This window comes from Janibacter zhangyanbonis (assembly GCF_050507325.1).
In the GTDB taxonomy this organism is placed as follows: domain Bacteria; phylum Actinomycetota; class Actinomycetes; order Actinomycetales; family Dermatophilaceae; genus Janibacter.
In genome coordinates this window covers 843549-865323 of the sequence record NZ_CP191481.1, presented here as the reverse complement: position 1 = coordinate 865323, position 21775 = coordinate 843549, and the positions used below count along the sequence as shown (strand labels likewise).

Below are 21775 nucleotides of genomic sequence, written 5' to 3'. Positions count from 1 at the left end.
CTCGCTCCTGCTGTCCTTCACGAGTAGGGTTCGTGGCACCCATTTGTTCGCTCGGGACAAAGGGGTGGCGAAGGGAGCCGCAGTGGCAGCAAGTGAGTCCGGGCGCACCGCCCGGCAGGCGGCGGGGCTCGTGCTCGACGAGGCGACGGTCGCCGCCCTTCGCGCGCAGCTGCCGCGGGTGGCGTCGGTCGTCGTCGCCGAGGTGATGCACCAGGTGCCGGCCTACGACGTGCCCTTCCAGGGCCGGATGGGCAAGATCATCGAGCGGGCGGTTCAGGTCTCGCTCGCGAGCTTCGTCACCCTCGCCGCCGGCGCCGCGCCGCAGGGGGCTCCCGTCGGGGTGGGCGTCGCCGCCGCGCGCGAGCTCGGGCAGGCGGAGGCCAAGCGGGGCCGCCCCGTCGAGGCGCTGCTGTCCGCCTATCGCGTCGGCGCGAGCGCCGCGTGGCGCGAGCTGTCGGTCGAGGCCATCGCGGCCGGGGTCGACGCCGCGACCCTGGGGCGCTTCGCCGAGCTGGTCTTCACCTACATCGACGAGCTCTCGGCCGCCTCGGTCGCCGGGCACAACCAGCAGACGACGAGTGCCGAGCGCGAGCGGATCGTCCACCTCGACCGGCTGACGCGGGGCCTGCTCACCGGGGTGTCCGGGGCCGAGCTCGACGACGACGCCGCGGCGGCCGGCTGGGTGCCGCCCCGGACCCTGACCGCCGTGCTCGTCGACCGCGAGCGGGCGCTCACCGCGACCGGCGTGCTCGATCCCCGCACCCTGACCCTGTCCGAGAACCTCCCCGACGGCAGCATCGAGCACGCCGTGCTGCTCGTGCCCGACAGCGGGGGGCCTTCGCGCGCACGGCTGCTCGAGCTCCTCGAGGGACACGGCGCAGTCGTCGGGCCGGCACGGCCCTGGGCGCAGGTCCGTGAGTCCTACGCCCGGGCGGTCGCGGCCACGGCACTCGAGCTGCCCGGGGTCGTCGACACCGACGACGTCCTGCCCGAGCTCGTGATGCACGCCGACCCGGCCGCCCTGGCGGAGCTGCGCGACGCCGTGCTGGCCCCCTTCGCCCAGGTGGCCGAGGGCACCGCCGAGCGGCTCATGGAGACCCTGCGCGCGTGGCTACTGCTCCAGGGGCGACGTGAGCTCGTCGCCGAGTCGCTGCACGTGCACCCGCAGACCGTGCGCTACCGGATGAACCAGGTGCGCGACCTCTACGGCGAGCGGCTCAACGACCCCGACGAGGTGCTCGCGCTCGTCCTCGCCCTCGGCCGCTGAACCGGAACCCTGCAGGACCCTAGGGTTTTGCGCAGTTGGCCGGCCGCAACCCTGCAGGACCCTAGGGTCTTACGCAGTTGGCCGGCCCCAACCCTGCAGGACCCTAGGGTCTTGCGCAGTTGGCCGGCCACGACCCTGCAGGACCCTAGGGTTGTGCAGGGTTCAGCGGGTCCAGTGGTCGGCCACGACGTCGGCGACCGCGCCGCCACCGGTGAAGGAGTGCGTCCCGGGCGCCTCGTCGACGCGGACGTCGGCGGCCCTCTCCCCCAAGGCTGCTCGCACCGCGTCGGGCGAGCCGAAGGGGTCCTTCGCGCCCTGCACCACCTGCACGGTCAGCCCCGCCTCGACCGGCAGGAGCAGCTCGTGGATGCGGGACTTGTCAGGGCCCTTGCCCGGCGGCACGAGCGGGAAGCTCAGCGCCAGCACGCCGTCGGCACCGAGCTCGGCGGCGAGCCGGCAGGCCACCCGCGCGCCCGCACTGCGACCACCGAAGACCACCCGCTCCCCCAGCGAGCCCCTCACGCCCACGACGATCTCGCGCCACGCGGCGTCGAGCTTCGGCGGCATGGGCGCGACCTTCTTGCCCGCCACCCGCCACGGCATCTCGACGAGCGCGACCTGCCAGCCGAGCCCGGGCAGCCGGGACGCGATCGCCTGCAGGTCCTTGGCCCCGATGCCGCCGCCCGCTCCGTGCGTGAGCAGCAGGCTGCCGAAGGGGGTCCCCGTCGCCTCGTGCAGGTGGACGCGGGCGGGGCCCTGGGCCGTGGGGGTCTCGAGCTCAACCATCGGGGTTGATCACCTCGCCGGTCTCGGGGTCGACGACGCCGACCAGGTCGGACGCGGGCGCCGGCTCGAGCAGGGCTGGCCCGTTGTTGCGCGTGGCGTTGACCGCGGTCGAGATCGGGTGGGCGGCAAATCGGCCCGGCTGGGCGAAGCCGAGCATCTCCCCCACGTCATCCAGGTCCGTCAGGCCCGGGTCGAGCCAGCGCGCCCAGTCGTCGGGCTCGAGCACGAGCGGCTGCCGGTCGTGGATGCGGTCCATGCCCGGGTCGGCGCTCGTCGTGATGATCGTGAAGGTCGTCAACCACGCGTCGGGGTCGTCACCGGCCGCGACCGCCGGATCGCGCCAGAACTCGTAGAGGCCGGCGAAGGCGATGGGCGCACCGTCGCCACGGTGGATGTAGAAGGGCTGCTTGCGCGGCTTCCCCTTCGCGTCCTTCGCCACCGGCGAGACCTGCCACTCGTACCAGCCGGCCGCCGGCACGATGCAGCGGCGGCTCGCCGCCGCCTTGGCGAAGGCCGGCTTGTCGAGGACCGACTCGGCCCGCGCGTTGATCATCCGCAGGCCGACCCCGGTCTCCTTCGCCCACGACGGCACGAGACCCCAGGTGAGCAGCCGCAGCTGACGCACCGCAGCGTCCTCCCCCTTCGGCACGCGGGTGAGGACCACCGGGGCCTGCTTGGTCGGCGCCATGTTGAAGTCGGGGGTGCCCGCCGGCGGGTCCTGCGGTGACTTGAGGATCGAGCGCGCCGGGTCGCCGACGCGGTCGGCATCGACCTCGAACTCCTCGATCAGGTCGTCGGGGTTGGCCGTGGCTGCATATCGTCCGCACACGCCTCCGAGACTAGGCCCACGGCCGATCCCGACTACGGTAGGAGACGTACCCGCCGGGAGACTCCCGGCGACCACACGACGACAAGGAGCACTCACCCATGATCGTTCGTCGCATCGCCCGACCCATGCTGGCCGGCATCTTCGTCTGGGGCGGCATCAACGCCCTGCGCTACCCCGCGGCCCACGTGCCCGCGGCCGAGCCCGTGACCAAGCCGCTGGCCGCGAAGACCCAGCTGCCCGACGACACCGAGCTCCTCGTGCGCGCCAACGGTGCCGCGATGGTCGCCGGCGGCGCGCTCCTCGCCACCGGCAAGGCCCCGCGCCTGGCCTCCACGCTGCTGCTCGGCACGATGGTGCCGACGACGGCGACCCACAACTTCTGGGCCGAGTCCGACCCGCAGGCCAAGGCCGGCAAGCTCACGCAGTTCATCAAGGACGTCAGCCTCATGGGCGGCCTGCTCCTCGCCGCGGTCGACACCGCGGGCAAGCCGGGCGTGGCCTACCGCGCCAAGCTCGCCGGCGAGAGCGTCGAGCGCACCGCGCGCCAGGCCCGCAAGGCGGCCGCCCGCGAGGCGAAGCTCGCCGCGCTCCAGGCCAAGCAGGCGGTGTCCTGACCCGCGATGACCAGCCCTGATTGGCATGCCCCGGCAGCGTCCGGTCGCCTCGATGCGACGGTGACGCTGCCGGGGAGCAAGTCCCTCACCAACCGCTATCTCGTGCTCGCGGCCCTGGCCAGCGACGTCTCGCGCCTGCGCCGCCCCCTTCGCTCCCGGGACACCGAGCTCATGGCCCAGGCCCTGCGCCAGCTCGGCGCCGGCGTCGACGACGCCACCTCGGCCTCCGGCCAAGGCGCCTCCCCCGACTGGATCATCACCCCCGCGACGCTGCGCGGCGGGCGCACCGTCGACTGCGGCCTCGCCGGCACGGTCATGCGCTTCCTGCCGCCGGTCGCGGCGCTCGCGAACGGCCCGGTGACCTTCGACGGCGACGAGCACGCCCGGGTGCGGCCGATGGCAGCGATCATCGACGCGTTGCGTGACCTCGGCGTCACCGTCGAGGACGAAGGGAGGGCCACGCTCCCCTTCGTCGTGCAGGGACAGGGCTCCGTGCGGGGCGGGCGGGTCGTGCTCGACGCCTCCGCGTCCTCCCAGTTCATCTCGGCGCTGCTGCTCGCCGGCTCGCTCTTCGACGAGGGCGTGACCGTCGTGCACGACGGCAAGCCGCTCCCTTCGCTCCCGCACATCGAGATGACGGTCGAGGCGCTGCGTGATGCCGGCGCCGCCGTCGACGACTCCGAGGCCAACACCTGGCGGGTCGAGCCGGGCGAGCTGCTGCCGCTCGACGTCACCGTCGAGCCCGACCTGTCCAATGCCGCGCCCTTCCTCGCCGCCGCGCTCGTCGCCGGCGGCCGAGTCGCGGTGCCCGACTGGCCCGGGCACACCACCCAGGCCGGCGACATGATCCGCGACGTCCTCGCGCAGATGGGCGCCGAGGTCACCCTCGACGCGCGCACGCTCACGGTGACGGGCGACGGGCGGGTCTCCGGCATCGACATCGACCTGCACGACGCAGCCGAGCTGACCCCCGTCGTCGCGGCTCTCGCCGCGTGCGCCGACGGGCCCTCGATCATCCGCGGCGTCGGGCACATCCGCGGCCACGAGACCGACCGGATCGCCGCGCTCTCGCGCGAGCTGGGAGGCCTCGGCGTGGGGGTCACCGAGCTCGAGGACGGGCTGCGGATCGACCCGGCGCCGTTGCGCCCCAACACCTTCCACACCTATGCCGACCACCGCATGGTCATGGCCGGTGCGCTGCTCGCGCTGCGCGCGCCGGGCACGGTCATCGAGGACCCGGCGACGGTGGGCAAGACGCTGCCGCAGTTCGTCCACCTGTGGGACGGCATGCTCGAGGCCACGGAGGGCTGATGGGCAGGTCCGCGCGCAGCTGGGACGAGTCGGACGTCCGCGTGCGCCCCAACCGCCGCGGCTCCCGCCCCCGCACCAAGGACCGGCCCAAGCACGAGGACGCGATCGTCGGCCGGGTCACGGCCGTCGACCGCGGCCGGTGGACGACGCTCGTCCCCGCGGGCGACGGCCTGCCGGAGCGGGTCGTCATCGCCATGCGCGCCCGGGAGCTCGGCCGCTCGCCCGTCGTCGTCGGCGACCAGGTCGGCATGGTGGGCGACACCTCCGGTAGGCCGGACACCCTCGCCCGCATCGTGCGCATCGAGGAGCGGGTGACCGTGCTGCGGCGCACCGCCGACGACACCGACCCCGTCGAGCGGGTCATCGTGGCCAATGCCGACCAGCTCGTCGTCGTCGCCGCCCTCGCCGACCCGCAGCCCCGCCCGCGCCTGATCGACCGGTGCCTCGTCGCGGCCTACGACGCCGGCATGGACCCGCTGCTCGTGCTCACGAAGTCCGACCTCGCCTCCGCCGACGACTTCCTCGCCCAGTACGCCCCGCTCGACGTCCCGCACGTCGTCACCTCGGTCCTCACCGAGGGCAGCGCCGGCCTGGCCGAGCTGCGCCGTCGGCTCGCCGGCCGGGTCTCGGTGCTCGTCGGCCACTCCGGCGTCGGCAAGTCGACGCTCGTCAACGCGCTGTGTCCCGACGCCGATCGCGCCACCGGTCACGTCAACGACGTCACCGGTCGGGGCCGGCACACCTCGACGAGCGCGCTCGGCCTGCGCCTGCCGCCCCTCCCCCCTTCGCCCGAAACTCCGCAAGACCCTAGGGTTTTGCAGGGTTCGGACGCCTCAACCCTGCAAGACCCTAGGGTTTTGCAGGGTTCGGAGCCGGACCCGGACGCGGCGGGCTGGATCATCGACACCCCGGGCATCCGCTCCTTCGGGCTGGCCCACGTCGAGCCGGACCGGATCATCGGGCACTTCCCCGAACTGGCCGAGGGCGCCGAGGCCGGCTGCCCGCGCGGCTGCACCCACGACGAGCCGGACTGTGCCCTCGACGCGTGGGTCGCCGCCGGGCACGCGGGGCCCGGTGGGGCGCAGCGGCTGGACTCCCTTCGCCGCCTGCTGCGAGCGCGATCCGGCGAGTCCGACGAGCGCTGAGCCGGTACCCCGCCGGGACCACCACTGCCGGTACGTTGACCGGATGGCTGACAGCTCCCCCTACGCCGATGACCTGCGGCTGGCCCACGTGCTGGCCGACCAGGTCGAGCGGATCACGATGGCTCGCTTCCAGGCGTCCGACCTCGTCGTCGAGTCCAAGCCCGACCTGACTCCCGTGAGCGACGCCGACCGCTCCTGCGAGGAGGCGATCCGCGCCCAGCTGGCCCGCTCCCGTGGCCGTGACGCGGTCCTGGGCGAGGAGTTCGGCAGCGTGGGCAACTCGCAGCGCCGCTGGATCATCGACCCGATCGACGGCACGAAGAACTACGTACGCGGCGTCCCCGTCTGGGCCACGCTCATCGGGCTCGTCGACGGCGAGGACTGCGTCGTCGGGCTGGTCGCGGCACCCGCCCTCGGCAGGCGGTGGTGGGCGGCGAAGGGGGCGGGAGCCTGGACCGGTCGTTCGCTCGCCCAGGCCAAGCAGATCCACGTCTCGGGGGTCTCGCAGCTGGCCGATGCGTCGATGTCCTACAGCTCGCTCGACGGCTGGCGCGAGGCCGGGCGCGCGCGCAACTTCCTCAACTTCACGTCCGACCTGTGGCGCACCCGCGCGTACGGCGACTTCTGGTCCTACATGCTCGTCGCCGAGGGCGCTGTCGACGTCGCTGCGGAGCCCGAGCTCGAGGTCTACGACATGGCCGCGCTCGTCGCGATCGTGCAGGAGGCCGGCGGCCGCTTCACCTCACTCGAGGGCGCCCCCGGCCCCTGGGGTGGCAATGCCGTCGCGACCAACGGCCTGCTGCACGACGAGGTCCTGCGCCGGCTGGCGCCGGACGCCTGAGGAGCCTCGCTCGTCCAGGCGCCCACTCGGGCCGCTCGGGGCGCCCCGGCCCCGCTGGTTGTGTGTTGAAGTGGTAGTCCAGCCTGCCTGCACGACGCACCAGAGGCTGCCGGCACCAACGGCTACTGGTTCAACACACAACCATGGTCAGAGCGCCCAGCGGTCCGGCGGGTCCAGGTGTCGCCCCGACCGGATCACCTGCAGCAGGGTGGCGGACGTCCTCGCCCAGCCTGCAAAGGTCATCGCGTGCGTCAGCCGGGTCGTGAAGTAGCCCAGCTCGAGCGCGCGCAGATCACGCGCCCGGTCCTTGGCGTAGGTGTCCTTGCCCGTGTGGTGCTGACGGCTGTCGCACTCGATGATCCACCGCCGACCCGCAAGATTGTCCACAAAACCGACGCCCGGGATCTTCACCTGAGGAGTGACGCTGACGTTGTGGAGCAACAGGAAGAGCCTGACCTTGCTCTCCGTCCCCGACTGGGCCTTGCCGGATGCCCGCTCGAGTACTCGTCGGACTCCCCGAGGCGCCGTCGCGGCCAGCTCGGTCACAGTGTCCTGGTCCACCAGCTTGTTGTGCAGGGCACTGTCGGCCAGGATGCCGACCTCGAGCGGGTCGAGACACCTGATGGAGTGCTCGAGCAGGAGCCGAGGCGAGGCGATCGGGCTCGGCTCCGGCCACGACTGGTGCCATCCGTGGCCCACCCAGCCGGCACCCACCTGCCCGCGCCGGCCGTACACGTGCAGCCCGGCTGCGGGCGGCACCCACAGCCCGTGCTGCTCGGCCGCCGTGACACAGGTCGGGCGCAGGCCGGCTGTCAGAGCCGCGCGGACCCCTTCGTCAGTGTCGGGCGTGACGTAGTAGCGGCCCGCGCGGACCAGCTCACCGCGCCCCACGATCTGTGGGATCGCGCGCGCAGCGACGCGGTCATGGACCTGACGGCTCGTGTAGATCATCCCGCCAGCACAGCCGGGGGGTGCGGTCCCTTCCATTGGCCGACGCGATGTGTGGACAACCTCGAGATGCTCCACACGGTTGTGCGTTGAAGTGGTAGCCCAGCCTGCCGGCAAGCCTCACCAGAGGCTGCCGGCTCGCAGGGCTACCTGTTCACCACACAACCATCGGCCCCACCGGCCGGTTTGGCCCTCAGTTGGCGACGACGGTCACCGACCCGAGCCCGAGCTCCTCGACCTCGTCCCGGTAGAGCGAGGCATCGCCGACGACCACGATGGTCCACTCGGGCCGCACGTGCTCACGCCACGCGGCGTCGAGGTCGGCAGCGGTGAGCTCGCGCATCGCGGCGATCATGTCGCTGGTGAAGGTCAGCGGCAGGTTGTCGCCGGCCAGCCCGCTCGTCTCGTCGGCGATCGCGTCGGCCGTGTCGTAACGGCCCGGCGCCGTCAGGCTCATGAAGTCGACACCGGCGCGGGTCTCGGCATCGGTGAAGCCCTCACCGACCCCGCTGAGGATATCCGCGAGCAGGCGAAGGGAGTCGACCGTCGAGTCGGCGCGGACCGACCCCGAGACGGTGAAGGCCGAGCCCACCTGCCGAGGGCGGAAGCCGGCCCGGATGCCATAGGTGTAGCCCTTGTCCTCGCGGAGCACCTGGTCGATGCGGGCATTGGGCGCGCCGCCGATCACCCAGGCGAGTACGGGGAAGGGGGCCCACCCGGACTCGACCCGTCGGTCCGGGCCGGGCCCGCCAATGAGGATCTCCGACTGCACCGACCCCGGCCGGTCGACGAGCACGACCCGGGCGGCGTCGTCGGCGCGGGGCGCAGGGGTCCGCTCGACGGAGACCGCGCGGCCGGACGTCTCCCAGGCACCGACCGTCCCGGCGAGCAGCTGGTCGACGTCGACCCCGGTGAGGTCACCGGCGACGACGACCGTCGCTCCCTCGGGGTGAACGTGCGTGGCGTGGAAGTCGACGACGTGCTCACGACGGATCGCGGCAACGGTCTCGGCCGAGCCCGACGCCGGGCGGCTGGCCCGGGTGTCCACGTCGTAGTAGGTCGCGGCCCACTCCTTGAAGGCGCGACGCCCGGCGGAGGCGCGCTCCTGCTCGATCTCGGCGAGACGGGTGCGCGTCACCCGCGCGACCTCGGCCTCCTCGAAGACCGGCTCCGACAGGCACTCGGTGAGCAGGTCGAGCGCCTCGCCCAGGTGCCGCTGCGGCACGTCGACGTCGACGCCGAGAGCCGCTTCGCTCATACCCGCACCGAGGGCGATGCCCCGGCGCTCGAGCAGCTCGGCGAGCTCGCGCTGGCCATGGGTGCTCGTGCCCTCGTCGAGCAGGCGCGCCATGATCCAGGCGACGCCCTCGACCTCGCGCGGCTCGTGCCGCAGGGCCACGGGCACGGTGACCCGCACCGAGACGACGTACTGCCCCGGCACGTGGTGGACCAGTGCCCGGATGCCGTTGGGCAGATCCAGCTCGCGCGGCTCGGGGAAGGCCCACTCCCCCGGCGGCGTCACCTCGGGCCGCGGGACGACCGGCGTGCTCATGCTCTCGACCTCGCTCACGCGACCTCCTCCTGCTCCTGGGCGACCCGGTAGACGACGGCGGCTCGGCTCTGCGGCCGCAGCCACCGGTCGGCGGCAGCCCGCACCTGCTCGGGGGTGACCTCGGCCAGCCGGTCGAGGAAGGTGTTGATGAAGCCGGGGTCGTCGTGCAGGCAGGTGTAGTGCCCGATGAGGTCGGCCCGCTCGTCCTTGGCCGCGAGCGCCGACAGCCAGGCGCGCTCGGCCTGTGCCCGCACCGCCTCCATCTGCTCGGGCGTCGGCCCCTCGTCGGCGAAGGCCGTCAGCTCGGCGCACACCCGCTCCTCGAGGGCGTCGGTGTCGACCCCCTCGGCGACGTCGACGACGACGAGACCGAGCGAGACGCCGTCGACGAAACCCATCGCCCCGACGTCGACGCTGTTGGCCACCTGCTCCTCGCGCACGAGGTGCTGCTCGAGCGGTGAGAAGCTCAGCCCACCCAGGCAGTCCAGCGCCATCGAGGCGGCGAGGAACTCGTCACGGGTGTCACCCCCTTCGGCAGGCAGGCGGAAGGCCAGGTGAATCCGGTCGTTGGGGACCTCGTCGACGACCTCCTCCCGCAGCGGCTCCGCAAGTGGCGGCAGCGGCGCGACCGGCGCCCGCCGCGGCTCCGCGCGGTGCTCGATGTGCCCGAAGTAGCGCTCCGCCAGCTCCAGCGCCCGCTCGGCGGTCACGTCACCGACGATCGTCAGGACCGTGTTGTCCGGGGCGTAGTGGCGGGTGAAGAAGTCGTGGACGTCCTGCACGGACGCGGCGTCGAGGTCCTCCATCGACCCGATCGTCGGGTGGTGGTAGGGGTGCCCCTGAGGGAAGACCGTCGCGTAGACCCGGGTCAGCGCCTGGCCGTAGGGCTGGTTGTCGTAGCGCTGCCGCTTCTCCTCCTTGACCACGTCACGCTGGTTGTCGAGGTTGGCCTGGTTGACCGCCGCCAACAGGTTGGCGTGGCGGTCGGCCTCGAGCCAGAGTGCGAGCTCGAGCGCCCCCGAAGGGATGGTCTCGAAGTAGTTGGTCCGGTCGAACCACGTCGTCGCGTTGAGCCGGCCGCCGACCCCCATGAGCGCCTGGAAGTGCTCACCGTTGGCCACGTGCTCGCTGCCCTGGAACATCAGGTGCTCGAAGAGGTGGGCGAAGCCGGTGCGGCCGGGCTCCTCGTGACGTGACCCGACCCCGACCCACAGGTTGACTGTGACGGTCGGGGTCGTGTCGTCCGGCTGCACGACGACGCGCAGGCCGTTGGGGAGGGTGCGGTCCTCGAGGGTGAAGTCCAAGGGCATGGACGCACCCTACGACGCGCGTGCGCGCATCGGGTCAGGAGGCGTCGCGCTGCTCCTGCTCGCCGGTGCGCGGCAGCTCGGGGAAGGCATCTTCGCCGAGGTCCTCGATCGCGCGGCGGGCGAAGACCTGCTGCATCGTCGTGGCCCGCTCGTTGCGGTTGTTGCCGACGAAGGTGATGATCCAGTTGAGCAGCGTCGAGACGCGGTTCTTGAAGCCGACCATCGCCATGAGGTGCACGGCCAGCCAGGCGAGCCAGGCGATGAAGCCGGTGAGCTTGATCTTGCCGATGCTCGCGACGGCGGAGTACTTCGAGATCGTCGCCATCGAGCCCTTGTCCTTGTAGACGAAGGGGGCCTGCGGCTCCTTGCCCTCGAGACGGCCGATGATCTCCTTGGCCGCGTAGCGACCGCCCTGAATCGCCAGCTGGGCCACGCCCGGGTAGCCCTTGAGGTTGATCATGTCGCCGACGAGGAAGATCTCGGGGTGACCCTTGAGGGTCAGGTCCTCCTCGACGTGGACGCGCCCGGCGCGGTCGATCTCGGCGCCGGCCTGCTCGGCGACGAGCTTGCCGAGCGGCGAGCCGGCGACACCGGCGGCCCAGACCTTGGTCATGGCCTCGATGCGCTGGGTCGAGCCGTCCTTGTACTTGACGTCGATGCCGGCGCCGTCGACGTCGGTGACCATCGCACCGAGCTGGACCTCGACGCCACGCTTCTCGAGGCTGGCGCGGGTCTTGCCACCGAGGTGGTCACCGAAGGAGGGCAGCACCTGGTCGGCACCGTCGAGCAGGATGACCCGGGCGTCCTTGGGGTCGATGTGGCGGAACTCGTGGGCGAGCGTCTTGTGCGCGAGCTCGGCGATCTGGCCCGCCATCTCGACTCCGGTCGGGCCGGCGCCGACGACGACGAAGGTGAGCAGCCGCTCGCGGTCCTCGGGGTCGGTCGTGGTCTCGGCCAGCTCGAAGGCACCGAAGATGCGGCCGCGCAGCTCGAGGGCGTTGTCGATGTCCTTCATGCCCGGCGCGTAGCGGGCGAAGTGGTCGTTGCCGAAGTACGACTGTCCGGCACCGGCGGCGATGATCAGGCTGTCGTAGGGCGTGACCGTCTCCTGGCTCAGCGAGCGGGAGGTGACGGTGCGCGCCTCGATGTCGATCTCGTGGACGTCGCCGAGGATCGTGCGCACGTTCTTGTCGCGGGCGAGGATGTCGCGGGTCGCCGGGGCGATGTCGCCCTCGGAGAGGATGCCCGTGGCCACCTGGTAGAGCAGCGGCTGGAAGAGGTGGTGGCCGGTGCGCGAGATGAGGGTGACCTCGACGTCCTTGCCGCTCAGGGACTTCGCGGCGAAGAGGCCGCCGAAGCCGGAACCGATGATGACGACGCGGTGCTTGCCAGAGTTAGCGCTCACGCCTTCCATTGTGGCCCAGCCCATGCCGAAGGGAGAAATCGTGCCCCTATTCCTCTGGTCACAACCGCCCCGGACCTGATAAAGCCCTCACCTCCCCGGCCGCCACCCACCTCCAGTCCGCATTGCCCAACGGCAATGCGGCCTGGATCTGCATTGCCGTTGGGCAATGCGGAGTCAGGGCCTAGCCTCGCCCCGTGGACATCCAGTGGCACCGGGGGCTGAGCGCGGACGCCGCCCTGCGCGCCCACCTGGGTCCCGAGACCGCCACCGGCCGGCACTGCACGGCCTGCGGCTCCGAGCGCCACGGCCGCCCGTGGGCGCGGCTGGCCGACGGCTCCCGGCCGCACGTCAGCCTGGCCCGCTGCGGTGACGTCGTGGTGACGGCGGTCGACCCCCTTCGGCCGGTTGGCGTCGACGTCGAGGAGATCGCCGCCGTCGACGCCCGCTGGGACCCCGACCTCGTGCTGCACCCGGGCGAGCGGGCGGACTCCCCCGCCGAGCGGGCAGCGATGTGGTGCCGCAAGGAGGCGATCCTCAAGGCACTGGGCACCGGCCTACGCACCCCGATGAGCCAGATCCGTTGCGCCGACTGGCCCGTCGTCGACCTCGTGGCCCCACCCGGCCTGGCCGCCGCGGCCGTCGTGCTCCCACCGACCGCCGGTCAGTCCGGCAGCGGCGGCAGCTCGACGGTGTAGAGCCAGGCCTCGAAGAGCTCGCCGAGGTCCTCGCCGGAGACCCGCTCGGCGTGCTCGACGAACATCGCCGTCGTCACCGTGCGGTGCTGCTGCTCCTCGCACCACGTCCGCAGCACCTCGAAGAAGCGCGCATCCCCGACCCGGCAGCGCAGCGCATGCAGCGTGAGCGCCCCCCGCTTGTAGACCCGGTCGTCGAACATCAGGTCGGGCCCGGGGTCGCCGAGGAGCAGCTCGTCGCCGTCGTCGGTGCGCACCCGCTCGTGGTGCACCTCGGCCCGTTCTCCCACGGTCATCAGGCCGATCCGCTCCGACCACAGCCACTCGGAGTAGCAGGCGAAGCCCTCGTGCAGCCAGATGTCGCGCCAGTGCCCGAGGGTCACCGAGTTGCCCCACCACTGGTGGCTCAGCTCGTGGGCGACGAGCCGGATGCACTCCCAGTCGTCGCGCATGAAGTTGCGCCCGAAGGTCGACAGGCCCTGCGACTCGAGCGGGATCTCGAGGTCGTCGTCGGTGATGACGGCGGTGTACGACGCGAAGGGGTAGTCGCCGAAGGTCTCCGCGAAGAAGCCGAGCATCTGCGGCTGCATCCCGAAGGCCGCCTCGAAGCCCTTCTCCGGCCGGTCGACGGGCGCGACGACGCGCACGGGCACGGGTGCACCCGCCTGGTCGACGACCTCGTAGCGACCGATCTGCACGGTCGCGAGATAGGTCGCCATCGGCGCGTCCTGCGCATAGGTCCACGTCGTCGTGCTGCCGCGGGTCGAGCGGTCGACGAGCTCACCGGCGACGGCGACGTGGTAGTCGCGGGAGGTGCTCAGCACGAGGCGGTAGGTCGCCTTGTCGTCCGGCCGGTCGTTGCAGGGGAACCACGACGGTGCGCCGTGCGGCTGCGCGGCGACGATGACGCCGTCGGTCAGCTCCTCCCAGCCGGCCTCGCCGAGGCGTCGGCTGCGCACCTGCGTGGGGGTGCCCGCGTAGCGCACCCGCACCTCGAAGTCCTCCCCCTCGGGCACGGTGCGCCCGAGGGTCACGGCGAGCCGGTCGCCGCGGTGAGAGTAGCGGGCGGGCTCGCCGTCGACGTGGACGCGAGCGACCTTGAGCGCGTGCAGGTCCAGCTCGACCCGGCTCGCCGGCTGCAGCGCGCGGCAGCGCAGCGTGGCCTCGCCGGAGAGCCGGTTGCCCGCGACCTTGTAGTCCAGCTCGAGGTCGTAGTGCGCGACGGCGAAGCTCGCGTCGCCGTGCCCGGGCACGTAGTCATCGGTGCCGTCCTGGCGCCTCACTCTGTCTCCTCCCACGGACCGATCGGGTTGCCGATCCAGCGTGTGCGCGACGGTACGCCCTCGCCGCGCATGACGAGGGACGCGGGTCCGACGGTCGCGTCCCGGCCGACGCTGGACGAAGGGAGGATGACGCTGTTGGGCCCGAGGGTCGCCCCGGCCTCGAGGACGACCTTGTCCATCTGCAGGACCCGGTCGTGGAAGAGGTGGGTCTGCACGACGCAGCCGTGGTTGACCGTCGAGCCGTCGCCGAGCTCGACGAGGTCGCTCTCGGGCAGCCAGTAGGTGTCGCACCAGACACCCTCGCCGACCTTGCTGCCCATGAGCCGCAGCCAGGCGTTGAGCGCCGGCGTGCCGGCGGTGATGCGGGCGAACCACGGGGCGGCGAGCATCTCGGTGAAGGTGTCGGCGAGCTCGTTGCGCCAGACGAAGGAGGTCCACAGCTCGTGGTCCCCGGCGCGGTGGCGCCCGACGATGAGCCACTTGGCGATGACGGTGACGCCGGCGGCGAGGTGCCCGGCGACGAGCAGGACGGGGCCGGCGAGCAGCACGGCGGCCCACACCGACCGGTCGAGGAGCGCGAGCAGGGTCACGCCGACACCGACGTGCAGCGCGACGCTGCAGACGAGGGGCACGACGCGGCAGAGCTCGACGACCGACCGCAGGACCTTGAGCCGGGTGGGCGGGTCGTAGGTGCGGCTCGCGTCCTGCTCGTCGGCGGTGCGCCGCAGCTTGCGCGGGGGCGAGCCGATGTAGGAGGCGCCCGCCTTGGCCTTGGCCCGCTGCGGGGCCGCGGAGAGCACGGCGACGAGCGAGCGCTTGGGCACCCGGCGACCGGGAGCGAGCATGCCGGAGTTGCCGACGAAGGCTCGCTTGCCGACCTTGACCCGCTCGACGCGCACCCAGCCGCCACCGAGCTCGTAGGAGCCGATGAGGGTGTCGTCGGCGAGGAAGGCGTGGTTGCCGACCCGCACGAGCTTGGGCACGAGCAGCACCGTCGAGGCCTCGACGCCCTCGCCGACGCGGGCGCCGAGCAGCCGCAGCCAGGTCGGGGTGAGGGCGCTGGAGTAGATCGGGAAGAGCCAGTCGCGCGCCTCGTCGAGCAGGCGCACCGTGTAGATGATCGCCAGCCCCTGCACCGAGCGCACCGGGAAGTGACCGGGCTCGATCCGGCTGCCGAGCAGCCGGGTGAGCCCGAGGACGAGGAGGGCGAGCGCGACGAAGCCGATGACGGCGGCCAGCGGCAGCCACGGCAGCGCGGCGCGCACCGCCTCGCCCAGCGAGTCGGTCCCCGAGACCGCGGGCCACAGGACGAGGCCACCGACGAGCGTCGCCAGACCGGGCAGGCTCGCGACGAGCGGGGCGATGAGCCCCATGCCGACGAGCCAGCGCCGCGGGGCCGGAGCGTCCTCGCGCGACCACGGGCCGCGGGCCGACGCCTGGCGCTCGGCCGGCGAGCCGGACCAGAACTCCCCCGCCGTCACGCTCCCCAGGACGTGCGAGCCGGGGGCGACCTCGGCGTTCACGCCGACGACCGTGCCGGGCGAGAGGGTGCTGCGGGCGCCGACGCGGGCGTGGTCGCCGATGGTGATCGGGCCGACCTGCACCCGGTCACCGTCGATCCAGTAGCCGAGCAGGTCGACCTCGGGCTCGATGGCCGCACCGGCGCCGACGTCGAGCCAGCCGGTGACCGGCGGCAGGGCGTGCAGGTCGACGCCCTCGCCGATCCTGGCGCCGAGCAGCCTTGCGTACCAACGGAACCAGACGGCGCCGGACAGCGCCGCCGCCGCGAGCTCGTCCTGCGTGCGGGCGGCGAGCCACAGCCGCAGGTGGACCTTGCCGCCGCGCGGGTGGGCCCCGGGGGTCACCCCGCGCAGCACGAGCCGGGCCAGTCCTGCGGCGAGGAGCATGCGGCCGGGGCCGGTGAGGAAGACCAGGGCCATGAGCACGACGAGCCACACCGGGAAGCTCGGCAGCCACGGCAGCGCGAGGTGGCCGATGGTCGAGCCGAGCATGAGCCAGGCGAGCCAGCGCATGCCGGCGAGCGCACGAAGGGGGATCATCCCGACGAGCTGCGCCGCCTGGGTCTTCGTGCGGATCGGGCGGACCTTGCGGTTGGTCCGCACCATCGTCGAGGTCGCCATCGCCTCGTCGAGCCAGGCGCCGAGGTCGCCGATCGTCGGGTGGGCGTAGAGGTCGCCGACGGTCGTCTCGGGGTGCTTCTCCCGCAGCCGGCTGACGACCTGGGCGGCGGTGAGCGAGCCACCCCCGAGGTCGAAGAAGTCGTCGCTCGGGTCGCCGACGTCGGCGCCGATGACCTCGGCCCAGATCCCGGCGACCCACTGCGCGGTCTCGCCGAGCTCCCCCTTCGCCGGGGTGTCGCCGGAGGTGGGCAGGGGCCACGGCAGGGCGTCGCGGTCGACCTTGCCCGAGGTGCGGGTCGGCAGCTCGTCGACGACGGCCAGGCGCGGCACGAGGGCCGCGGGCATCCGCTCGCGCAGCAGGTCGCGGGCATGCGCGGCGTCGTAGCGCTCGTCGGTCGTCAGGTAGCCGACGAGCAGCTTGTTGCCCGCCGCGGTCGCACGCACGGCCGCGGCCGCGGACACGACACCGGGCACGCGGAGCAGCTGCTCGTCGATCTCGCCGAGCTCGATGCGTCGGCCACCGAGCTTGATCTGGTCGTCGGCGCGACCGGCGAAGACGAGACCGGCCGGGTCGTTGCGCACGACGTCGCCGGAGCGGTAGGCGCGATCCCAGCCGAGGGTGGGCATGGGGGCGTACTTCTCGGCGTCCTTGGTCGGGTCGAGATAGCGGGCGAGGCCGACACCGCCGATGATCAGCTCGCCGGACTCCCCCTCAGCGACCGGGTGGCCCTCGCCGTCGACGACGGCGAGGTCCCAGCCGTCGAGCGGCAGGCCGATGCGCACGGGGTCGGAGCCGTCGAGCATCGCGCCGCAGGCGACGACGGTGGCCTCGGTGGGGCCATAGGTGTTCCACACCTCGCGGCCCTCGCGCTGCAGGCGCGAGGCGAGCTCGGGCGGGCAGGCCTCGCCGCCCATGATGAGCAGCCGCACCCGCTCGAGCGAGCTCGGCGGCCACAGCGAGACGAGGGTGGGGACGGTCGAGACGATGGTGATCTCGTTGGCCACGAGCCACGGGCCGACGTCGACGCCGGAGCGCACGAGCGAGCGCGGGGCGGGCACGAGGCAGGCGCCGTAGGCCCAGGCGAGCCACATCTCCTCGCAGCTGGCGTCGAAGGCGACCGACAGGCCCGCCATGACCCGGTCGCTCGGCCCGATCGGGTCGTCGACGAGGAACATCCGCGCCTCGGCGTCGACGAAGGCGGCGGCATTGCGGTGGGTGACGGCGACCCCCTTCGGCGTGCCGGTGGAGCCGGAGGTGAAGATCACCCAGGCGTCGTCCTCGGGGCTGAGTGCCGCCGGCTCGATCGCCGAACGGCCCTGTGCCACATCGGTGGTCGTGACGACGAGGTCGTTGCCGATGATCGCGGCCGCCCGCGACTCGCTGAAGACGACCCGCGCCCGCTCGTCGGGGTCGTCGGCGTCGACGGGCACGTAGGCGGCGCCGGCGACGAGCACGCCGATGATCGCGACGTAGAGGTCGGTGGAGCCGGAGCGGATGCGCACCCCGACCTTGTCCCCCGGCCCGATGCCGAGCTCCGCGAGCTGCTCGGCCAGCGCCGTCGCCGCCTCGGCGAGCTCGGCATAGGTGAGCATCTCCTGGCCGCTGTCGACGGCACGTGCGTCGGGGTGCTCCTCGACGACCCCCATGAAGATGTCGACGAGCGTGCGGGGCGCGGGCGCGCGGTCACTCGCGAGGAGCGAAGGGAGCAGGGGCGGGGGTGGCGTCACGCGCAGAAGGATCCCCCACGAAGGTGAACACTTGCCGCGGGGTGGCCCCGAGCGGCGAGTCGAGGTGATCGTGACCGCCTATCCGGTCGCTCATACCTCCACTCGATCGCCGGTGCCTGAGGAGGCCGCCCGCGGCCGTCTCGAGGGGCCGGCCATGCGAGAGGCCCCCGACCAGATGGTCGGGGGCCTCTCGGAGTGGTAGCGGGGGCAGGATTTGAACCTGCGACCTCCGGGTTATGAGCCCGGCGAGCTACCGAACTGCTCCACCCCGCGTCGTTGCGTTCTTAACTCTACGTGAACGAACGGGGCACACCAAATCAGCCCTCGTCGAGGGTTGCCGAGCCGCCTCCCGGTTGGGCCTCGGCGGCGTCCTCGAGGTACTTCTTCAGCTCCTTCTGGGCCTCGCCGTAGGCGGTGAAGTCGCCCTTCTCGAGGGCCTCCTCCGAGTCCTTGTAGGCCTGCTGCATGCCGGCGATCGCCTCGCGCAGCTTCTTCTCGTCGGCGGTGAGGTTCTTCGGCTCGGCCGGCTCCTTGCCCTTCGGCTCCTTGCCCCCGTCGTCACCACCGTCGACGCCCGCGTCGCCGCCGAAGAGCTCGTCGAGGGCGGCGTCGAGGGTCTGCCCCCACGCCACTCGCCCGGCGAAGGTCGCGACGACGACCCGCAGCTGCGGGTAGCTCGTGCCCGAGGCCGACGAGACGTAGATCGGCTCGACGTGGAGGAAGCCCTCGCCCACCGGCAGCGCGAGCTGGTTGCCGAAGTGCACCTGCGAGCCGCCGCGGTTGGCGTTGTTGATCCAGTCGGTCAGCGTCTGCGAGCCCGAGCCGGTCGTCGCCGTCGACGAGACGATGTTGTTCTGCACCTGGCCGACACCCGGGACGGTCGTGTCCCGTGGTACCGAGAGCAGGCGCAGGTCGCCGTAGCCGTCGGCCGGCTTGCCCGCCGTCGACCCGGCGTCGCCGTCGGCCGACAGGTAGCCGGCCATGACATTGCGCGTGCCCCGCGGGATGTAGGTGGAGGTGAGCGACCACACGGGCTGACGCTGGTCGGGCATCGCGAGCGAGAGGAAGTAAGGCGGCTGGGCGACGCCGTCGTCCCCGCGGGAGGGGTCGTCCGGCACCCGCCAGCGGTCCTGGCCGGCGCGGAAGTCGCTCGCCGCGGTCACGTGGTAGTCGGCGAGGACCGCGCGCTGCATGCGGAAGATGTCCTCGGGGTAGCGCAGGTGCGACATGAGGTCGCCGCTGATCGACTGCGTGCTCTTGAGCAGCCCCGGGAAGGCCTTGTCCCAGGCGTTGACGATCGGGTCCTCGTCGTCCCACTTGTAGAGCCGCACGGTCCCGTCGTAGGCGTCGACGGTCGCCTTGACCGAGTTGCGCATGTAGTTGATCCGGTCGCCGACGAGCGAGCTGTTGCGCTGCGTCTGCACCGAGGAGACCTGTCCCGACTGCACGCCCGAGATGGAGAAGGCGGTGCTGTAGGGGTAGTCGTTGGAGGTCGTGTAGCCGTCGACGACCCACTGGATGCGTCCGTCGACGACCGTCGGGTAGACGTCGTCGTCGAGGGTCAGCCACGGCGCGACCCGCTGGACGCGCTCGGTGGGCGTGCGGTGCTCGAGCAGGCGCGAGTCGCCACCGACCGCGTCGGAGAGCAGGAACTTCAGGTCACGGTGGGTGATGGCATAGGCGGCCTGCCGGGGCCACGAGCCGATGCCGACACCGCCCTCGCCCTGGTAGGTGTAGCGCGACTCCTCGCCGCCCGTCGGCCGGTCGACCTCGCGCGGGGTCGAGGTGTCGCCCTGCCCGACGATCGAGAAGTGGCGCATCTTCTCGCCGAAGTAGATCCGCGGCTCGTACTCGCCGATCGCGCTCGTGGGGTTGAGCCACTCCGGGTCGCCACCGCGCGACTGCGCACCGCGAGCCATGACCAGGCCGTAGCCGTGCGTGTAGACGGTGTGGTCGTTGACCCAGTCGCGCCGGTCGGAGGGCACCTTGTCGAGGTCGAGCTCGCGGGCCCCGACGACGACGTCGACCATGTCGCCGTCGACGTCGTAGCGGTCGACGTCGAGCTCGTCGTGGAAGGTGTAGTAGGGCTGCTGCGCCTGCAGCTCCTGGTAGGTCGGGCTGACGACCGCCGGGTCGAGCAGGCGGATGCCGGGGATCGAGTCGGCGTCCTCGCGCAGCTGCCCGGACGAGACGTCGGAGACTGCGTCATAGCTCGACGTCTTGACGTCGGTGACGCCGTAGGCCGCCCGGGTCGCGTCGATGTTGCGCTGGAGATAGGGCTCCTCGAGCGAGTTGCGCGAGGGCGAGACCTTGTAGGTCTCGACGAGGGCCGGGTAGATCGAGCCGACGACGACCGACAGCACGACGAGCGTGCCGACGGCGATGACCGGCAGGCGCCACGAGCGCGAGCGCACCGAGGCGAGGAAGAGCCCGGCGCACATCGCCGCGGCGACGGCGAGGATGTACTTCGTCGGCACGATGGCGTGCGCGCCGGTGTACCCGACACCGGTGAGGACCTCCCCTTCGCGCGTCGTCAGGCCGTGGGCGTCGAGGACATAGCTCCACGCCCGCAGCAGCGCGAGGACGGCGGCGATGATCGCCAGGTGGAGGAAGGCCGCGCGGCTGGACCGGCCGCGGCCCGGCGGGACGATGCCGCCGTAGACGTAGTGCGCGAAGAGCGCGGCGAGCAGGGTCGCGATGGCGACGACGGTGAGGAAGCCGACGAGGAAGCTCCACCACGGCAGGGCGAAGAGGTAGTAGCCGACGTCGCGGCCGAACTCGGGATCGGTCACGCCGGTGGAGCTGCCGTTGCGCCACAGCATCCAGGTCTGCCACTGGGCGGCGGCGGCCAGTCCGCCGAGGATCCCCAGGACCGAAGGGAGGGCGATCGCCGTCGCGCGACGGAAGGGTTCGATGGCGCTGCGGTACTGCGCGAGCGCGTGCTCGCCGGCCGTCATCGGCACGGTCAGCGGGCGGGTGCGGTGGGCGAGCCACAGGCTCACCCCGACGGGCACGGCCGTGAGCAGGCCGCCGACGACGAAGAGCATGACCTGGGTGCGCAGCCGCGACCACCACATGCCGGAGTAGCCGAGGGAGCCGAACCACAGCGACTCGGTCCACAGCGAGGCGGCGAGGCTGACGGCCACGACCACCGCCGCGACGGCGAGCAGCACCTTGGCCAGGCGTGCCTGCGGCACGCGTGAGGCGGGGGGCCCCTCTCCCCGGGGCGGCTGCTCGCCCCCCTTGTCTTCCGGCCAACTCGCGCTGCTCATGGTGGGGCCACCGTACCCAGCCCGGCTGGGGGCCCGTAGGGCAGCATGGTCTTCGTGCCCGACTCGTCACCAGACCAGACCCCCGACCCCGCGCCGCAGCCGACCACCGAGCCGCTCGCCGTCGCCGCCCTCGAGACCGAGCGCCACGTCGCCTCCGCCGGGTGGGACCAGAACCCCCGCGTCTTCGCCCTCGTCGACACCGCCTCCCTCGCCGCGGCCGAGCCGCAGCTGGCCGCTGCCCTGAGCGGCGACGCCGACCGGGCCCCCGGCGCCCTCACGGCCATCGAGCAGGAGGACCTGCCCCGCACGTCCAACCTCGAGTCCCTCCTCGGTCGGATGGCCTGGCCCGAGACCGTCGACGGGGTCGCCCTCGCCGTCGAGCGGGTCGTCATCCCGCCGGGCGCCGAGCGCGACCTGCCGCAGGACCCCGACGAGGCCGTCGACGCCCTCGCCCAGCACCCGCAGCGGCAGGACGTGCGCCTGCTCGTCGCCGTCCACCGCGACGGCCGGGCCGTGTGCCTGCTGCGGCAGCGGGCCAACGACCGCGACGACCGGGTTGCCACCGGTGAGGACATCGCCCCCGGCCTCGTCCACGCCCTGCGGGCGACGCTGGAGGACTGACCTCACACCCGGGCGCGCCCACGCGTCTAC

General features: G+C 72.5%; 16 protein-coding genes and 1 tRNA gene. 7 read left to right on the top strand and 10 right to left on the bottom strand.

The window, feature by feature from the left end; translation table 11 throughout:
* The first annotated feature begins 82 nt into the window (after positions 1-82).
* Positions 83-1267 (top strand): PucR family transcriptional regulator, encoded by a 1185-nt coding sequence (locus tag ACQBJO_RS04305; protein ID WP_421007036.1) that lies wholly within the window; start codon positions 83-85, stop codon positions 1265-1267.
* Between the two features lie 162 nt (positions 1268-1429).
* On the opposite strand, the gene ACQBJO_RS04300 is transcribed toward ACQBJO_RS04305, so the two are convergent.
* On the bottom strand, positions 1430-2053 hold the full coding sequence (locus tag ACQBJO_RS04300; protein ID WP_421007037.1) for an alpha/beta hydrolase family protein: 624 nt from the start codon (positions 2051-2053) through the stop codon (positions 1430-1432).
* Entirely contained in the window at positions 2046-2882 is an 837-nt protein-coding gene (locus ACQBJO_RS04295) for an SOS response-associated peptidase (RefSeq protein ID WP_421007038.1), read from the bottom strand. The genes ACQBJO_RS04300 and ACQBJO_RS04295 overlap by 8 nt, the downstream gene beginning before the upstream one ends.
* A gap of 98 nt (positions 2883-2980) precedes the next feature.
* On the opposite strand from ACQBJO_RS04295, the gene ACQBJO_RS04290 reads away from it, so the two are divergent.
* From ACQBJO_RS04290 to hisN, 4 genes are read left to right on the top strand one after another with little or no spacing between them, the layout of a single operon-like run.
* Positions 2981-3496: a DoxX family protein gene (locus ACQBJO_RS04290; protein ID WP_255185549.1), complete on the top strand. Its 516-nt coding sequence runs from the start codon at positions 2981-2983 to the stop codon at positions 3494-3496.
* Positions 3497-3502: 6 nt separating this feature from the next.
* The gene (aroA, locus tag ACQBJO_RS04285; protein ID WP_421007039.1) at positions 3503-4807 is read left to right on the top strand and encodes a 3-phosphoshikimate 1-carboxyvinyltransferase; all 1305 of its coding nucleotides are present in this window, start codon (positions 3503-3505) and stop codon (positions 4805-4807) included.
* Positions 4807-5952 (top strand): ribosome small subunit-dependent GTPase A, encoded by a 1146-nt coding sequence (locus ACQBJO_RS04280; RefSeq protein WP_421007040.1) that lies wholly within the window; start codon positions 4807-4809, stop codon positions 5950-5952. The genes aroA and ACQBJO_RS04280 overlap by 1 nt, the downstream gene beginning before the upstream one ends.
* A 43-nt stretch (positions 5953-5995) precedes the next feature.
* Complete coding sequence (hisN, locus tag ACQBJO_RS04275) at positions 5996-6793, top strand: histidinol-phosphatase (RefSeq protein ID WP_255185546.1); 798 nt, start codon at positions 5996-5998, stop codon at positions 6791-6793.
* 147 nt (positions 6794-6940) lie between these two features.
* Here hisN and ACQBJO_RS04270 read toward each other — a convergent pair whose 3' ends face one another.
* The 4 genes from ACQBJO_RS04270 to ACQBJO_RS04255 form a co-directional block, all read right to left on the bottom strand.
* Positions 6941-7744, bottom strand: coding sequence for a hypothetical protein (locus ACQBJO_RS04270; RefSeq protein ID WP_421007041.1), 804 nt, complete (start codon positions 7742-7744; stop codon positions 6941-6943).
* Positions 7745-7934: 190 nt separating this feature from the next.
* Positions 7935-9311, bottom strand: a complete 1377-nt coding sequence (locus ACQBJO_RS04265; RefSeq protein ID WP_421007042.1) for a M16 family metallopeptidase — start codon at positions 9309-9311, stop codon at positions 7935-7937.
* On the bottom strand, positions 9308-10603 hold the full coding sequence (locus ACQBJO_RS04260; protein ID WP_421007043.1) for a M16 family metallopeptidase: 1296 nt from the start codon (positions 10601-10603) through the stop codon (positions 9308-9310). The genes ACQBJO_RS04265 and ACQBJO_RS04260 overlap by 4 nt, the downstream gene beginning before the upstream one ends.
* A 34-nt stretch (positions 10604-10637) precedes the next feature.
* Positions 10638-12017, bottom strand: coding sequence for an NAD(P)/FAD-dependent oxidoreductase (locus tag ACQBJO_RS04255; RefSeq protein WP_255185542.1), 1380 nt, complete (start codon positions 12015-12017; stop codon positions 10638-10640).
* A 185-nt stretch (positions 12018-12202) separates the two neighbouring features.
* On the opposite strand from ACQBJO_RS04255, the gene ACQBJO_RS04250 reads away from it, so the two are divergent.
* Entirely contained in the window at positions 12203-12703 is a 501-nt protein-coding gene (locus ACQBJO_RS04250) for a 4'-phosphopantetheinyl transferase family protein (protein WP_421007044.1), read from the top strand.
* On the opposite strand, the gene ACQBJO_RS04245 is transcribed toward ACQBJO_RS04250, so the two are convergent.
* The 4 genes from ACQBJO_RS04245 to ACQBJO_RS04230 form a co-directional block, all read right to left on the bottom strand.
* Positions 12670-13983 (bottom strand): M1 family metallopeptidase, encoded by a 1314-nt coding sequence (locus tag ACQBJO_RS04245; protein ID WP_421007045.1) that lies wholly within the window; start codon positions 13981-13983, stop codon positions 12670-12672. The genes ACQBJO_RS04250 and ACQBJO_RS04245 overlap by 34 nt on opposite strands.
* Positions 13980-17858: a Pls/PosA family non-ribosomal peptide synthetase gene (locus ACQBJO_RS04240; protein WP_421007272.1), complete on the bottom strand. Its 3879-nt coding sequence runs from the start codon at positions 17856-17858 to the stop codon at positions 13980-13982. Before ACQBJO_RS04240 ends, ACQBJO_RS04245 begins: the two co-directional genes overlap by 4 nt.
* Positions 17859-18048: 190 nt before the next feature.
* Positions 18049-18125: transfer RNA gene (locus ACQBJO_RS04235), tRNA-Met, on the bottom strand.
* Positions 18126-18169: 44 nt separating this feature from the next.
* Positions 18170-21124 (bottom strand): UPF0182 family protein, encoded by a 2955-nt coding sequence (locus ACQBJO_RS04230; RefSeq protein ID WP_430407149.1) that lies wholly within the window; start codon positions 21122-21124, stop codon positions 18170-18172.
* Positions 21125-21169: 45 nt separating this feature from the next.
* Here ACQBJO_RS04230 and ACQBJO_RS04225 point away from each other — a divergent pair, with 45 nt between their 5' ends.
* Complete coding sequence (locus ACQBJO_RS04225) at positions 21170-21745, top strand: PPA1309 family protein (RefSeq protein ID WP_255185537.1); 576 nt, start codon at positions 21170-21172, stop codon at positions 21743-21745.
* Positions 21746-21775: the final 30 nt, after the last annotated feature.